General features: G+C 48.8%; 16 protein-coding genes. 11 read left to right on the forward strand and 5 right to left on the reverse strand.

Annotation, left to right across the window (positions count from 1 at the left end):
- Nucleotides 1-215: 215 nt before the first annotated feature.
- The 6 genes from era (at nt 216) to E1919_RS11940 (ending at nt 3,857) form a co-directional block, all read left to right on the forward strand.
- On the forward strand, nt 216-1,103 hold the full coding sequence (era, locus tag E1919_RS11915; RefSeq protein WP_162053631.1) for a GTPase Era: 888 nt from the start codon (nt 216-218) through the stop codon (nt 1,101-1,103).
- 92 nt (nt 1,104-1,195) lie between these two features.
- Nucleotides 1,196-2,509, forward strand: a complete 1,314-nt coding sequence (gene der, locus E1919_RS11920) for a ribosome biogenesis GTPase Der (RefSeq protein ID WP_162053632.1) — start codon at nt 1,196-1,198, stop codon at nt 2,507-2,509.
- A 300-nt stretch (nt 2,510-2,809) separates the two neighbouring features.
- The gene (locus E1919_RS11925) at nt 2,810-2,998 is read left to right on the forward strand and encodes a hypothetical protein (RefSeq protein WP_162053633.1); all 189 of its coding nucleotides are present in this window, start codon (nt 2,810-2,812) and stop codon (nt 2,996-2,998) included.
- A gap of 66 nt (nt 2,999-3,064) precedes the next feature.
- Nucleotides 3,065-3,253 (forward strand): hypothetical protein, encoded by a 189-nt coding sequence (locus E1919_RS11930; RefSeq protein ID WP_162053634.1) that lies wholly within the window; start codon nt 3,065-3,067, stop codon nt 3,251-3,253.
- A 205-nt stretch (nt 3,254-3,458) separates the two neighbouring features.
- Nucleotides 3,459-3,692, forward strand: coding sequence for a hypothetical protein (locus E1919_RS11935; protein ID WP_162053635.1), 234 nt, complete (start codon nt 3,459-3,461; stop codon nt 3,690-3,692).
- A 24-nt stretch (nt 3,693-3,716) separates the two neighbouring features.
- Nucleotides 3,717-3,857: a hypothetical protein gene (locus E1919_RS11940; RefSeq protein WP_162053636.1), complete on the forward strand. Its 141-nt coding sequence runs from the start codon at nt 3,717-3,719 to the stop codon at nt 3,855-3,857.
- Nucleotides 3,858-3,935: 78 nt separating this feature from the next.
- Here E1919_RS11940 and E1919_RS11945 read toward each other — a convergent pair whose 3' ends face one another.
- Nucleotides 3,936-4,505 carry a hypothetical protein gene (locus tag E1919_RS11945; RefSeq protein ID WP_162053637.1) on the reverse strand — a complete coding sequence of 190 codons (570 nt, stop codon included), beginning with the start codon at nt 4,503-4,505 and terminating at the stop codon, nt 3,936-3,938.
- Nucleotides 4,506-4,755: 250 nt separating this feature from the next.
- Here E1919_RS11945 and E1919_RS11950 point away from each other — a divergent pair, with 250 nt between their 5' ends.
- Nucleotides 4,756-5,868, forward strand: a complete 1,113-nt coding sequence (locus E1919_RS11950; protein WP_162053638.1) for a cbb3-type cytochrome oxidase subunit 3 — start codon at nt 4,756-4,758, stop codon at nt 5,866-5,868.
- A 75-nt stretch (nt 5,869-5,943) separates the two neighbouring features.
- Here the strand turns inward: E1919_RS11950 and murQ are convergent, their stop codons facing one another.
- From murQ to E1919_RS11970, 4 genes are all read right to left on the reverse strand, one after another.
- Nucleotides 5,944-6,765: an N-acetylmuramic acid 6-phosphate etherase gene (murQ, locus tag E1919_RS11955; RefSeq protein ID WP_162053639.1), complete on the reverse strand. Its 822-nt coding sequence runs from the start codon at nt 6,763-6,765 to the stop codon at nt 5,944-5,946.
- Nucleotides 6,766-6,888: 123 nt separating this feature from the next.
- Nucleotides 6,889-7,746, reverse strand: coding sequence for a hypothetical protein (locus tag E1919_RS11960; RefSeq protein ID WP_162053640.1), 858 nt, complete (start codon nt 7,744-7,746; stop codon nt 6,889-6,891).
- Nucleotides 7,747-7,811: 65 nt separating this feature from the next.
- The gene (locus E1919_RS11965) at nt 7,812-8,072 is read right to left on the reverse strand and encodes a cytochrome b5 domain-containing protein (RefSeq protein ID WP_162053641.1); all 261 of its coding nucleotides are present in this window, start codon (nt 8,070-8,072) and stop codon (nt 7,812-7,814) included.
- Between the two features lie 5 nt (nt 8,073-8,077).
- Nucleotides 8,078-9,235 carry a formimidoylglutamase gene (locus tag E1919_RS11970; protein WP_162053642.1) on the reverse strand — a complete coding sequence of 386 codons (1,158 nt, stop codon included), beginning with the start codon at nt 9,233-9,235 and terminating at the stop codon, nt 8,078-8,080.
- Nucleotides 9,236-9,480: 245 nt separating this feature from the next.
- Here E1919_RS11970 and E1919_RS11975 point away from each other — a divergent pair, with 245 nt between their 5' ends.
- From E1919_RS11975 to E1919_RS11990, 4 genes are all read left to right on the forward strand, one after another.
- A complete protein-coding gene (locus E1919_RS11975; RefSeq protein WP_162053643.1) occupies nt 9,481-11,241 on the forward strand; it encodes an AMP-dependent synthetase/ligase in 1,761 nt (586 codons plus the stop codon).
- A 233-nt stretch (nt 11,242-11,474) separates the two neighbouring features.
- A complete protein-coding gene (locus E1919_RS11980; protein ID WP_162053644.1) occupies nt 11,475-11,909 on the forward strand; it encodes a MarR family winged helix-turn-helix transcriptional regulator in 435 nt (144 codons plus the stop codon).
- A gap of 24 nt (nt 11,910-11,933) precedes the next feature.
- Nucleotides 11,934-14,336, forward strand: coding sequence for a 3-hydroxyacyl-CoA dehydrogenase/enoyl-CoA hydratase family protein (locus E1919_RS11985; protein WP_162053645.1), 2,403 nt, complete (start codon nt 11,934-11,936; stop codon nt 14,334-14,336).
- Between the two features lie 33 nt (nt 14,337-14,369).
- The gene (locus tag E1919_RS11990) at nt 14,370-15,548 is read left to right on the forward strand and encodes a thiolase family protein (protein ID WP_162053646.1); all 1,179 of its coding nucleotides are present in this window, start codon (nt 14,370-14,372) and stop codon (nt 15,546-15,548) included.
- Nucleotides 15,549-15,563 lie beyond the last annotated feature (15 nt).

A 15,563-nucleotide genomic window follows, 5' to 3' on the forward strand; every position in this document is an offset into this window, starting at 1 on the left:
AGTTGTTCTGATAAGATAAATCTCCCTTGCCCCTAAACTGGCTCAGACCTCGCAGTGTGCGCAGCTCCTGCGAGCGTCTGGCGGAACTGCGCATCCCGAATTTAAATTTTTCGCCCCCTGACTCACTATTTATCTATCATTCTGGGTATCAATTATTCAGGCATCGCTATTTATCCGTAATAAAGAAGTACTTTTGCAACCTCAAATTTTAGCGTATGGCCGAAACATCACATAAAGCTGGTTTTGTAAGTATCGTGGGCAAGCCGAACGTGGGCAAGTCCACGTTGATGAACGCGCTAGTGGGGGAAAAGCTCTCCATCATCACGTCTAAAGCGCAAACCACGCGGCACCGAATCATGGGCATTCTGAACGGCGATGACTTTCAGGTAGTGTATTCTGACACGCCGGGTATCATCAAACCGCAGTATGCCCTGCATGAATCGATGATGAGTTTCGTGCGCACCTCGCTTGAGGATGCCGACGTCATTCTGTTTGTAACGGATATCTATGAAAAGCACGACGAGGATGATGTGATCAAGCGGCTGCAGCATGCGGAGGTGCCTATCCTGCTCCTAATTAACAAGATAGACCAAACTACAGAAGAGGAGCTGCATGAGAAAGTGGCTTACTGGGAGGAGAAGATGCAGCCAACGGAAATACTGCCTATCTCGGCGCTGCATGGCTTTGGGCTGGAGCATTTGTTCGCACGCCTGCTGCACTACCTGCCAGCGCATCCACCTTATTTTCCGAAAGATGAACTGACCGACAAGCCGGAGCGTTTCTTTGTGTCGGAGATGATCCGGGAGAAAATCTTCCTCAACTATAAAAAGGAAATTCCCTATAGCTGCGAAGTGGTGGTAGAGGAGTTCAAGGAAGAAGAGGACATTATCCGCATACGGGCCGAGATAAGTGTGGAGCGCCGCAGCCAGAAAGGCATTGTGATAGGCAACAAAGGCGAGGCACTGAAAAGAGTGGGCACACAGGCCCGCATCGACATGGAGGCGTTTTTCCAGAAAAAGATTTTTCTTGATTTGTATGTGCGCGTGAACGAAAACTGGCGAACCGACCAAAAGCTACTTCGGCGCTTCGGTTACAGCGAGTAAGTAGGCGCACAGCAAAAGAGCAGAGTTTATTCCTGCTCTAAAGCTTCGGGGCACGGTGCTCCGGGGGCACTTTAACTATTTTATTCTTTACGATGTCAACAAACATCATTGCAATTGTAGGCCGTCCCAACGTGGGCAAGTCTACCCTTTTTAACCGCCTGATTGGCCAGCGCAAAGCCATTATGGACAATGAGAGCGGTGTTACCAGAGACAGAAGCTACGGCCACGGGCAGTGGATTGGCAAGTATTTTACCGTAATCGATACTGGTGGCTATGTGCATGGCTCCGACGATATTTTTGAGGAAGAGATAAACAAGCAGGTGGAACTGGCCATCAAAGAGGCCGACGTGATTCTGTTTATGGTGGATGTGGATGCCGGCTTAACGGGCCTGGATGAGGAGTTTGCCAACGTATTGCGCCGCTCCGACAAGCCTGTTTACATCGTGGCCAACAAAGCAGACACAACAGCGCGTGCCCACCAGATGAGCGAGTTTTATTCTTTGGGAGTAGGCGAGGAAATTTATCCTGTCTCCTCACAGAACGGCTCCGGCACCGGCGAACTGCTGGATGCGGTGGTAAAGCATTTCCAAGACGAAGGCGTGGAAGATCCGGATGCGGGTATTCCGAAGCTGGCCGTGTTGGGCCGTCCGAACGCGGGTAAGTCTTCGTTTGTGAACCTGCTGCTTGGCGAGGACAGAAACATTGTAACCGCCGAAGCAGGTACTACCCGCGATGCCATTCATTCGCGCTACAAAGCCTTTGGCAAAGAGTTCATCATCGTAGACACTGCCGGGCTGCGCCGCAAGAGCAAGGTGAGCGAAGACATTGAGTTTTACTCTGTGATGCGCTCGGTGCGTGCCCTGGAGGATGCTGACGTGTGCATCGTTATGCTGGACGCCACGCGCGGAATCGAGTCGCAGGACGTGAACATCATTACGCTGGCCGAGAAGAACCGCAAAGGCATTGTAATACTGGTGAACAAGTGGGACCTGGTGGAGAAAGATACGCACTCTACAAAGGAGTTTGAGGAGGAGATACTGAAGCGAATTGCGCCAATCAAGTATGTGCCGGTTATTTTCACTTCCGTAGTTACAAAGCAGCGTATTCTAAAGGCGGTGGAGAAGGCGATGGACGTGTACGAGAATAAGACGCAGAAAGTACCTACGTCAAAACTCAACGACCTGCTGCTGCCCGATATCGAACGCAACTCTCCGCCGGCTATCAAGGGTAAGTTTGTGAAGATTAAGTACGTGACGCAGTTACCGACGCACAATCCAACCTTTGCGTTCTTCTGTAACTTACCGCAGTATATCAAAGACCCGTACAAACGCTACCTAGAGAACAGCATACGCAAGCACTTCGGTTTTGAGGGTGTTCCTATTAACCTGGTGTTCCGGAAAAAGTAATTTACATAAAAGAGCTAAAGGCGCAGGCATGCTATGTTTGCGCCTTTTTTTTAGTGCATGCAGGCTGTCTATTTATCCCTCCGTGCCTTACTTTAACGATGCTGACTCGCTGCTCTTAATCTTTAAAATATGCTAGCGCATAGCCAAGGAAACTGAAAGACACCAATACAGGATGTCTTTCAGTTTTTGGAATACTTTATAAACTATATGCTGGTGCTGCCGTATTCGTTGGGATATCACTCGTGTAACTGGTGGTGCCAGGCTGCCCACTTTTGAAAGCCTGAAGCATGAATTAGCATCATGAAAGCTGACAAGTTTATGAAAAAGATAGTATTTGCATTCGCGGTAGCCGGTCTTTTCGGCTTTGGATCCTGTGACTCACCTGCTGAAGAAAGAGTAGAAGAAATGGAGGATACAGCTGAGGAGAGAGTTGAAGAAATGGAAGAGTTAGCAGAAGAAGAGTATGACACTTCCGCCGTTATAGAATAGGTGGGGGTATAAGAGAAATCCTTAATAAGATAAAATCACAAGCAAATTAAATTTAAAACCATACATATGAAAAAGCCAATTTTTATGCTGCTGGCAGCAGGTTTATTTACCTTTGCCTCCTGTGAGTCTACTACAGAAAGCAGAACAGAAGAGCAGATTGATGAAGCAGGAGATAACATAGAAGAAGGTGCTGAAGAAGTTGGAGAGGACATTGAAGAAGGCGCTGAGGAAGTAGAGGATGAAATTGAGCGCTAGTAGTAATAGAAAATAATGTATCAAAGCAAAAGGGACCTGTACAGGTCCCTTTTGCTTTTTTGTTGCAGTATGAGTGGAGTTGCATAAAGCAGGCACGGCCTGTTTGGCAAATGTGCAAAGCCGTAGGCGTACAGCTTTTTAAAATTGCATCCGTATACCATAGATGAATGGCTATTTGTTATTTATAAATTATCAAAATATATATATGAAAAAAATATTATACATGCTGATGGCAGGAGGATTTCTAACCTTTGGTTCCTGCGACTCTCCGGCTGAAGAACGAACAGACGTAGTAGATGAGGCTGAAGATTTAGCAGATGAGCGGGCAGAGGGGGACGTGGAAGATGTAGTAGAAGAGAGACGGGAACTGAATGAAGAAATTGGAGAGTATAATGAAGAAGTGGCCGAAGAAGTGGATACTACTATTATAATACAATAAAAGTGAATTAAATTTAAAGGAACTATGAAAAAGATAATGTATATGCTCATGGCCACAGGCCTGTTAACCTTTGGTTCTTGTGCTTCTTCTGAGAATGCTGCAGAAGAAATAGAAGAGGAAACTGAAGAAGCTGTTGAAGAAGTAGAAGATGAAATTGACCGTTAAATAGTAGAGAGATTTTTGAAAATCGTCAAACAAATAGGGACCTGTTTTTATGGTCCCTTTTTGTTTGACGTTGATAACTTATGGCCCCAGCCGTTTTTGAATCATACCATTCACAAAGACAAATAAGCGCTTAGGGGTAAAAGTGCGCCAAGGAATATTGTCCAGGCTGCCTCCATAGTTAATGTAGTAGTCCAGGTTATAGTTTTTCATCTCGCTCATCACAAATTCCTGGAAGCCAAGCGCAGCAATCCAGCCATCTTCAATATCTTCAAACCACTCCTCATAATAGGCATCGTCGGAGCCATGGAAATTAAACACATTTTCCCCGATGATGATGAACTGGTGAACGCCCTCGTTCACCAACGGGTCAATAATATTTCGCTTCAGATGCATGATGTCGTTGTGGATCGCATCATTCCACTCCCCAATAAACTCGATGATGGTAAAGCCTAAGTCGTAGTCGGTGTAAAGTATCTTTAGGAAGAGCGTTTCAGATTCAATGTCATCCCATTGCGGATGTATATAGTACCCATAAATAGTATTGGTGTATTGCAGGAGATTGCTCTCAGTGCCAAACAACGGAGAGCGCGGATCCTCGGCGGAAGAGTATTTATCAATCCAGTTATAAAACGGTTCTATGGTATGCATAAAAATTCAAGCGTGTTGGTAGGGCCTGTATCAGACTTGTTGCTTCGTGTACTGGCAAGGCTGCTGCAAAGTTGAGGCTTTTCCTGCTCTTTTGCAGCCCAATTGCCTCGAAACAAAGGATCAACTAAAAAAGCTTTCATTATTATTTAAGATAATGTAATTTTCTGATGCAGGCACTGTTTTGAAATAGCGTGCACTATAGAAAGTATAAGCGCCACCCTTGTAGTTCCATTAATTGATATTTCGTTTTATGTACCAGTGTTCACCCCAAAGAGAGATTCTGCTGCTATCTGCTACCTTTTGCCGTTGTGCCACCTTTATCTTGCTGGTGTTTTGCCTGCAGGCATGTGCTACATCCGGAGTGCCGGAGCAGGCAGAGGTGCCGGACTATACAGAGGTGTACCACCCTGTTATAAATGTAGCAGAGCTGGAAATTGTAGAAGGAAATTACGAGGAGGCGCTGGCTGCCTACCAACAGGCTTTTGCTGCTGTGCCCACTCCTTTTGCCCGTGACTATTATAACGCTGCCGTAAGCGCAGTGAAGCTTGGGGATGAGAAGCAGGCCTTCGATTACCTGGAGCAATTGGTAATAAAAGGGGTAAGCTTGCCTTACCTGGAGCGGCAGCAGGTGTTCGATTCGTTGCAGACATCACGGCAGTGGAAGAAGTTTGAAAAGCAATACCCAAAGCGACGGAAGAGGTATGAAGAGGCTGCCAATCTTATACTGCGCGACGACCTGGATGAACTGTATGCCCGAGACCAATACTTCCGGCAGGCGAAAGGAGGTTTGCGTGTGCACGGCGACACAATACGCCAGATAGAGGCCGATAATATAACTAACCTGCTGAACTGGATCAACGATTACGGTTACCCCGGTGAGGCATTGATTGGGGTAGCAGACACCTTAGAGGAATTACCCCGCTTTAGTATTGTGATTCAGCGGCAGACTGCGGCCAGAAACGGGTATGATTTTAAGGGCATACTGTCAAAAGCTGTGAAAGAAGGACGTATAGCACCGCAGCCTGCGGCTTATTTGCTGGATCAGCAAGCCGGGAATATTATGTACGGCTCAAGGGCCTTTGCCAAAATCAGCTGCAGAAGATGCAAAGAGAATGACAAGAATTATGAGAAGATACAGAGCCTGTTGTTGGAAAGTATGAGCGACGAGGAGTTGGCGCAAACAGATAAAAGAAGGAAACAACTAGGGCTCGAGCCACTGCAGGAATACAGGAAGAAGGTATTGCACAATGCAGAAGATGCGCAGTTTAAGCTCAATTATGATTGGTCTGTTAAGAATTATGTTGCGCCAAGCAGTGAAGCCGCTGATGTGTTGCTGGAACGCTTAACAGTAGCGGAAGACTAACCCATAATACAACAGAAAAGCGGCTGCCGGAAAAATCTTCTTGCAGCCGCTTTTCTGTTGTATAGCTTCTGTGACTTACTGTGCCGGATTATCGCTGCCCCGGAAAGCCTCCATGGCAGCCCGTACACTACCATACTTTTTGAGCAGAGCGCCAGCCTCCGTGTTTTTGAGGTTAAGCTCTTCCATCAGCATCCGGATACCCCTATCCACCAGTTTATGGTTGGAAAGCTGCATGTCTACCATCTTATTGCCTTGCACGCGGCCGAGTTTGACCATGGTAGCAGTGGTAAGCATGTTGAGCACCAGTTTCTGCGCTGTGCCAGCTTTCATACGCGTGCTGCCTGTTACAAACTCCGGGCCTGTGATTGCCTCTACCGGATAGTCTGCCTTAGCGGCAACGGCACTGCTGGGGTTGCAGACAATACAGCCTGTGGCAATGCCGTGCCGGCGGCAGGTATCAAGACCTCCGATTACGTAAGGTGTTGTGCCAGAGGCGGCAATGCCTACCACAATGTCTTTCTGACTGATGTTATAGGCCTGCAGGTCTTCCCATGCCTGCTCCTGATCGTCTTCTGCATACTCTACTGCTTTGCGTATGGCACTGTCGCCGCCCGCTATCAGGCCTACTACCATGCCATGCGGCACTCCATAGGTAGGAGGGCACTCGGAGGCATCCAGTATACCCAGCCGGCCGCTGGTGCCGGCCCCGATATAAAATAGCCTGCCACCTTGCTGCAGCCGCTCCACAGTAGCCTGCACCAGCGCCTCCAACTGCGGAATTGCTTTTGCTACCGCCTGTGGCACCGTCTGGTCTTCATGGTTAATGTTCTCTAACAGTTCCCGCACGCTCATCTGCTCAAGGCTGTCGTAATTAGAGGTTGATTCGGTAGTAGACACTCTTTTTTAATTTTGAAGTTGAATGAAAAGTTCTGAATGGGCAGAAGAAAAGCAGGGAAAGAAAAGGTTTAATGCATGTACTACAGCAAGCCCTTTCACCTTCAATCCTGTGTCCGAACTGCTCTATACGTTTTGAGACAGCAGCTCCTGGTGGTAGGCGATTAGGCCTTCGCTTGGGCTTATGATAATTGTGCCGATGCGCGCGCCATACTTTTTCGCCACCTGGTGTAGTGTATCAGAGAAGTGATAAGCAATAGAGCCGATAAAGTTTACGGGTACTTCTGTGTAGCCCTTATACTTGCAGACATGGCGTTCAAAGAACTCATCGAAGTTCTGATAAATCATAGCATGAATCACAGGGTCTTTACGCTTTTCGTGCATGAACTTAGCAAAGGTGGCCAGGTAGGTGCTTGGCATATCAGAGAGATACACAGCGTCCAGAATGCTGTCTTTTGTAAGGTTGTAGCGGTTCTTCAGCGAAGTAGCCAGTTCCTCCGGCAACTCACGGTACATGTACGCTCTAATCAGCATTTTACCTAAATAAGCACCACTGCCTTCATCACCCATCAGGAAACCTAGTGAGGGAACATTGTCAACAATGTTTTCGCCATCGTACAGGCAGGAGTTTGAGCCGGTCCCTAGGATACAGGCCACCCCTGGCTTCTGGCCGCAAAGGGCACGTGCTGCTGCAAGTAAATCGTGGTCTACAACAGCCTCACTGTTAGGGAAAATCCTTTTCAATGCCTGCTCTACACGCAGGTTCCGGTCCGGAGAGCTGCAGCCTGCGCCATAATAATAAATAGCACTTGGGTTTTTCTCTCTCAAATGCGGAAGCAGCTCTGCTTCAAAGATGCTGTAAATCTGATTTGACTCTAAATATTGAGGATTAATACCTGCCGTAAGTATATGTTCATGAACACCTGTGGCATCTATCATACGCCAGTCTGTTTTGGTCGCGCCGCTATCAGCTATTAATATCATGCTATCTTAAGTTTTTGGTTTATGAAGTCTTACTCCCCAATTTAACAGTAATTTATTACAGGTTTTCACTGCTCCCCGATTCTACGAACTGAGTGCCTTACAAGGCCCACTACCTCAAATTTATCAAAGACATTGGAATTATGCGGTGCATCTTTTAATTCTTCTGTCAGATCCTGCCCGGCCCAGTGCTCATAATGCTTGCCGTCGCGCCACATCCTCGATTTCCGGACATCATATATTACACCTTTATATGCCACCCATATTTCATCCCGGTCCTGCCCGTTACGCGAGGCCAGCTGCTGCAGCGTATATTCTGGTAAAGTCATAAAAATCACCCAATCCGTGCCTGCGTCAGCACCCAGCGGTTTGGAACTTCGCCCTCAATGGCCTGCAGGTAGTCTTCGTAGCTGCAGGGCACAATGCGGCTGCTCTTCTCGTTGCTGAGCGGCTCTACCTCCAGCCACCATTTCTCACCGCTCCTGCTCTTATAAAAAATCATGCGGTCCGGGTGGTCGTTGTTAAAGGCAACGGCATAGCGGGTAAATTGTTTGCTGGTAAAGTCAAGCTCGTTTTTGCGATGGTAAAAGCCCTCTATAAAGTACCAGATCATCGTAGCAATGGTCATGGCTGTCAGATCCCGGTCGTCCAGCGCAGGATCGTACTCATAGATGCCTAGCGAGGTCAAATTGTCGTTCAGGCCGGCATACCAGCAGAGTTGACAAGCCTCTTCTCCTGTAAGCCCGAACGGGTTAGCTGGTTCATAGCCAGGGGCATCCTGGTGGCGAATGGCGGAAATGTCGAATGTGAGGAGATCAGCTATGCGCACGACAGGTTCCATCTCCTGCACCCCACGGTGTACTTCGCCTACCCGGTGCGCCTCAAAGTGTAGTTTCTCCATTGTTGCCATCACCTCCGGCTCCACCAGGTACGATTGATAGCCAATCTGCCCCAGGCTAAAGAGGTAGTTCGGCTCATGCATCAGAATCTGGCGCAGTTGCTTTTTATTGGGTGTGGCAGCGGCATCCTCCGTCATGTCGACACTATTGTCTACGGTTACCATGTTCACCACGCGCTCCAGGTGCTCGTAACCCAGGTACTGGCCATACTCCAGGTCATGCGAACCGCCGATAATGACAGGGATGGTATTGTGCGAAATCAGAACCTCAACTATTTCTTTAAGCCGTAAGTAAGTATCTTCTAAAGTTATGCCGGGGCGCAGGTTGCCGAGATCTACAATCCGGCAACGGCCTGTTCCCTTGTTCAGGTTGTAAAGCCGCTGCCTTACGGCGCGCGCAGGCGCATTGGCCGCAGTAGGCGTTTCTTCATTGCGGCCCCTGCTCTCATTTACACCGAATATGGCGATGTCGGCACTCCGCCAGTCCGGGGATTTGCTTACAAAGCGGCTGATGTAGGCGCCTAAGGTGCGGGGCTTATTAAGCGTAGCATACACGTCCTCGTTTAGCGGCTCAAAAAAGATTGACAGGTTCATAGGATTCATCTGAAAAAGTCAAAAATAGCTAAAATTTGGTTTTCAACAGGTGACTTCGTCCGCAATAGCAGGCTGAATTATGAGTTGTAAATATAAGTTATTACAAATATTCTGCTTTTAGCAGTGACAGATTTAGAAAAATTAGTTAAAATGCATAGAGGTACAGAAAAAGGGGGTGATTACATACTTTCTGTTCCGCAGCACGTAGTTTTTGAAGTAAAAGAGACCTGACTAACTAACATAACATGGATATTAACCGAACATTAGACCTTCTTCCTTACCAGTTGCAGCACTTTCCGCAGCCCGACTGTCTTGCTGCCAAAGTGAACGGAACCTGGCAGAAGTACAGCACGCAGGATGTGCAGGACTATGCCAACAAAGTGAGCCTTGGATTGCTTAAAATGGGCTTAGGGAAAGGTGATAAGGTCGCTATTATCTCGTTTAACCGCCCGGAGTGGGTGCTGGTTGATTTTGGTATACAGCAAATAGGCGCCATTAGCGTACCGCTCTACCCAACCATCACCACAGAAGACTATCGCTATATTCTGAATGATGCCGAAGTGAAGGCGATTTTTGTCGCTGACAACACACTCTATAACAGGGTGGCGGCAGCTACAGAGGGAATGAGTGGTATAAAAGAAATTTATACATTTGATGATGTGAAGGGAGCAAGACCCTGGACAGAAGTGCTGGACATGGGCACCGGCGGCGATGTGCAGCAACTGGAGCCTCTGAAGGCTGCTGTACAACCGGACGATATACTCACCATCATCTATACTTCCGGCACCACCGGCAATCCGAAAGGGGTGATGCTGACGCACAGCAACCTTGTGAGCAACGTAACAAGTATTTTTCCTATTGTGCCTGTAAACCAAACGCACCGGGCGCTGAGTTTTCTGCCGCTTTGCCACGTTTTCGAGCGTATGCTGCTGTACCTGTACTTCAGAATAGGAGTGTCTATTTACTATGCCGAAAGCATCGAGAAAGTAGCGGATAACCTGAAAGAGGTGAAGCCACATATCTTTACTACAGTGCCACGCCTGCTCGAGAAGGTATATGACAGGATTGTGGCCACAGGTATGGAGCTAACAGGAGTAAAGCGCAGTCTGTTCTTCTGGGCGCTGGAACTTGGCCTGAAGTACGATACACAGAAAGACCATGGCTGGTTTTATAACCAGCAACTAGCGTTGGCCAATAAACTTATCTTCAGCAAATGGCGTGAAGCGCTGGGAGGCAACATCATCGCTATTGTTTCGGGTGGTGCTGCCCTGCAGCCGCGTCTGGCACGGGTGTTCTGGGCTGCCAATATGCGAATAATGGAAGGGTATGGCTTAACGGAAACTTCCCCGGTAATTGCTGTGAACAGGTTTGAGCCTGAGAATAACATGATCGGCACAGTAGGACCTGCCATTGATGGCGTGGAGGTGAAGATAGCTGAAGAAGACGGTGAGGTGCTGACGCGCGGCCCGCACGTAATGAAAGGCTACTATAAAAAGCCGGAGCTAACAGATGAAGTGATTGATAAAGACGGCTGGTTCCACACCGGAGATATTGGTACGATAGAGCAAGGTAAGTACTTAAAGATCACAGACCGTAAGAAGGAGATATTCAAAACATCAGGTGGTAAGTATGTCGCGCCGCAGCCAATCGAGAATAAGCTGAAGGAGTCGGTTGTAATTGAGCAGGCGATGGTGGTAGGGGCTGGGCAGAAGTATGCTGCCGCGCTTATTGTGCCGGCATTTATTGGACTGCAGGACTGGTGCTCGCACAAAGGCGTTAAGTATACTTCTGATGAGGAGATGGTGTCTCACCCTGAAGTGATTGAGAAGTATAAGCGGGAGGTGGAGAAAACCAACGAGTCGTTAGCACAGTTCGAAACCATCAAGAAGTTTAAACTGGTTCCGAAAATGTGGACGGTGGAAAGTGGTGAACTGACGCCAACGCTGAAAGTGAAGCGGAAGGCAATCACCACCAATTATCAAAACCTGATCGACACCATGTTTTAGAGTTTGTCGCTTAAGGCAACGCGCAGCACCAAGTACAGAAAATCCCTGCCAAACACGGCAGGGATTTTTTTGTTGCCTTTTATTTTGGAGCTATTGCCTATAAATTCCGCTGTTCTATAAGCATATCACTAAAACTTGCGTACTAAATTTTATGCATGCAGCTAAAATTTTAACTAAAGTAGTATGCAAGCATAACATTATTTTATATATTTGGTATACACCATTGATATTACATGAAGCCGGAAGAAACTGTAGACTACAACTTTAAAGTATGTTGGCACGCTATCTCGCGTATGTACAACACGGAGGCTGCAAAGAGCGGAATCACCACATCAATAGGGTTTGTGTTGCTCAACATAGACCAGCAGCAAGGTACACCTGCCACTAAAATTGCCCCGCTCCTTGGCTTGGAAGCCCGCAGCCTTACCCGTATTCTCAAGAGCATGGAGGATGATAACCTAATCTATAAAGTATCAGATGCGCGTGATAAACGGCTGGTTCGCATCTTCCTGACAGAGAAAGGCTTGGAGAAAAAAGAAATCTCCCGCCAGACAGTAAAGAAATTCAATAATAAGGTGCGCCAGGAAATACCGCAGGAAGAGCTGGATGTGTTCTTCAAGGTATGTGCCCAGGTGCAGAATATGATAGAAAATAAAGCGATTTTTTAATCCATAGACAACTATAGCCATTCTATGAAAAGAATAATTAAAAAAGTAGCGGTACTTGGCTCCGGCGTGATGGGCTCCCGGATTGCCTGCCACTTCGCCAACATTGGCGTAAAGGTGCTGCTGCTCGACATCGTTCCTAAAGAGCTGACGCCGGACGAGGAGAAAAAAGGACTGACACTGGAGAACAAGAATGTGCGCAACCGCATCGTGAACAGTTCCCTGCAGGCGGCTGTCAACTCCAACCCGTCGCCGTTGTACCGTAAGTCAGATGCAAAACTGATTCAAACGGGCAACTTCGAAGACAACATGAAGGACATCGCCACTGCCGATTGGACCATTGAGGTGGTAGTGGAGAACCTGAAGATAAAGAAAATTGTGTATGACCAGGTAGAGCAGTACCGCAAGTCGGGCACGCTGATCACCTCTAATACATCCGGTATTCCCATCCACCTGATGCTGGAAGGCCGCTCCGACGACTTTAAGAAGCACTTCTGCGGCTCCCACTTCTTTAACCCGCCCCGCTACCTCAAATTGCTCGAAGTTATTCCGACGCCGGAAACCGACAGCGAAGTCGTTGACTTCCTGATGCACTACGGCGACCTGTACTTAGGCAAGACTACGGTGCTGGCAAAAGACACGCCTGCTTTTATCGCGAACCGCGTGGGCATCTACGGCATCATGCAGACGCTGAAGGCCATGGAGAAAACGGGTTTGACCATAGATGAGGTAGATAAGATTACCGGACCTATCGTTGGGCGTCCAAAGTCAGCGACGTTCCGCACACTGGATGTGGTTGGCCTGGATACTACCGTGAACGTAGCCAATGGTCTGTACCAGGCAGGAGAGAAGGATGAGTCCAGAGACCTATTTAAGATTCCGGAGTATGTGCAGAAGATGGTGGAGAACAAGTGGCTGGGAGATAAAACCGGCCAGGGTTTCTACAAAAAGACGAAGGACGCCAAAGGCAAAACCGAGATCCTGACGCTGGACCTGAATACCATGGAGTACGGGCCAAAGCAGAAGGTGAAGTTCCAGAGCCTGGAGGCATTGAAGCCGATTGATGATCTAAGGAAACGTATAAAGGCATTTTCTAGCCAGACAGATAAAGCCGCCCAGTTCTTCAACGAGACGCTGTTCGGCCTGTTCCAGTATGTGAGCAACCGCATCCCTGAAATTTCCGACGAATTGTACCGCATCGATGATGCCCTGCGTGCCGGCTTTGGTTGGGAACTTGGGCCATTTGAGTATTGGGATGCCATCGGTGCCCGCGAAGGCGTGCAGCGTATGAGAGAGGCAGGTTATGAACCGGCACCTTGGGTGGAGGAGATGCTGAACCAGCAGAAGGAGTCTTTCTATATCGTGGAAAACGGCACCCGCCGCTACTACGATATCGACAGCAAAGAATACAAAGCCATACCTGGAGCCGAGAACTTTATCATACTAAATAACCTGCGTGGCAGCAAAACAGTGTGGAAAAACAGCGGCGTAACCTTAACAGATATAGGCGATGGCATCCTGAACGTGGAGTTCCACACGAAGATGAACACCATTGGCGGTGATGTGGTGGCCGGCTTGAACAAAGGAGTGGATATTGCGGAGAAGGAATTCAGAGGCATGGTAGTAGGTAACGATGCAGCTAATTTTTCTGCTGGTGCAAACGTGGCGCTTATTTATATGTATGCCCTGGAGCAGGAGTATGATGAAATCAACTTCATGATAAAGCAGTTCCAGGACACCATGATGCGCATGCGCTACTCGGCAATACCGGTAGTCGGCGCGCCGCACGGCCTTACGCTGGGCGGTGGCTGCGAACTGAACCTGCATTGCGACCACGTGCAGGCTGCTGCTGAAACCTACATGGGCTTAGTGGAGTTTGGCGTTGGCCTGATACCAGGCGGTGGCGGTACCAAAGAAATGACTATGCGTGCTGCCGATATGTATGCCGAAGGCGACATTGAGTACAACGACCTGAAGAACGTGTTCCTCACCATTGGTATGGCCAAAGTGTCTACCTCAGCGAAGGAGGCGATTGATTTGGGGTATATGCGCAAGAGCGACGCCATCACGATTAACAGCAACCGGCTGATTGCCGATGCCAAAGCGCAGGCTATCCTGCTGGCGGAGGAGGGGTATACTCAGCCAGTGCAGCGCACCAACATCAAAGTACAGGGTAGAGGCGCGTTAGGTATGTTCCTGACAGGAGCCAATGCCATGTATACAGGCCGCTACATGTCAGCGCATGACCTGAAAATTTCGCAGAAGCTGGCATACGTGATGTGCGGTGGCGATTTGTCTGCCCCAACAGAGGTGAGCGAGCGGTACCTGTTGGACCTGGAGCGTGAAGCCTTCCTGTCGCTGACAGGCGAGCGCAAAACGCTGGAGCGCATCCAGAGCATCCTCACCACAGGCAAACCGCTGAGAAATTAGGAACTATAGTATAAACTATAAAAGAGCATCAAAATGAACAATGCATATATCGTAGCCGGATTTCGTAGCGCGGTGGGCAAAGCGCCCCGCGGTGTTTTCCGGTTTACCAGACCCGATGACCTGGCTGCTGATGTCATCAAGCACTTAATGAGTACGGTACCTGCCCTAGACCCGGAGCGCATAGACGATCTAATTGTGGGGAATGCCGTGCCGGAGGCGGAGCAGGGCCTGCAGATTGGACGTATGATTTCGCTGCTGGCGTTGCCGATGTCGGTGAGTGGTATGACCGTAAACCGCTACTGCGGCTCCGGCCTTGAGACCATTGCCATTGCAGCAAACCGTATCTCGGCGGGTATGGCCGACTGTATCGTAGCGGGTGGTACCGAATCGATGTCGATGGTGCCAACGGCTGGCTGGAAAACAGTGCCCAACTATAAAATAGCTAAAGAAAACCCAGACTGGTACCTGAGCATGGGCTTAACAGCAGAAGCGGTGGCCAGTGATTACAATGTTTCACGTGAAGACCAGGATGAGTTTGCTTTAAAATCACACCAGAAGGCGCTGAACGCGATCGAGAAAGGCTACTTCAAAGATCAAATCGTGCCGATTACGGTGGAGGAGACTTACTTAGACGATAACGGCAAGAAGAAAACCCGCTCCTATGTGGTAGACACAGACGAAGGACCTCGTGCCGATACCTCCTTAGAGGCGCTGGCCAGGCTGAAGCCGGTGTTCGCAGCAGGTGGTACGGTTACAGCTGGTAACTCCTCCCAAACATCAGACGGCGCTGCCTTTGTGATTGTTATGAGCGAGCGCATGGTGAAGGAGCTGAACTTAGAGCCCATCGCCCGCCTCGTCAGCTATGCCACAGGTGGCATTGACCCGCGCATCATGGGTATGGGCCCAATTGCTGCCGTGCCAAAAGCACTAAAGCAAGCTGGCATGACCCTAAACGATATCGACCTGATTGAAATGAATGAGGCCTTTGCCGCACAGTCTATTGCCGTGATGCGCCACCTGGATTTCGACCCGGACAAACTGAACGTGAGCGGTGGTGCCATCGCGCTCGGCCACCCGCTGGGCTGCTCCGGCGCCAAGCTAAGCGTGCAGCAGTTTTCCGAGCTTCGCCGCCTAGGCAAGAAGTATGGCATCGTCACTGCCTGCGTGGGCGGCGGCCAGGGTGTTGCGGGAGTTTATGAGCTTTTGAAATAGACACAAGACACAGGA

Source organism: Pontibacter pamirensis, assembly GCF_010015475.1.
GTDB classification, from domain to species: Bacteria; Bacteroidota; Bacteroidia; order Cytophagales; family Hymenobacteraceae; genus Pontibacter; species Pontibacter pamirensis.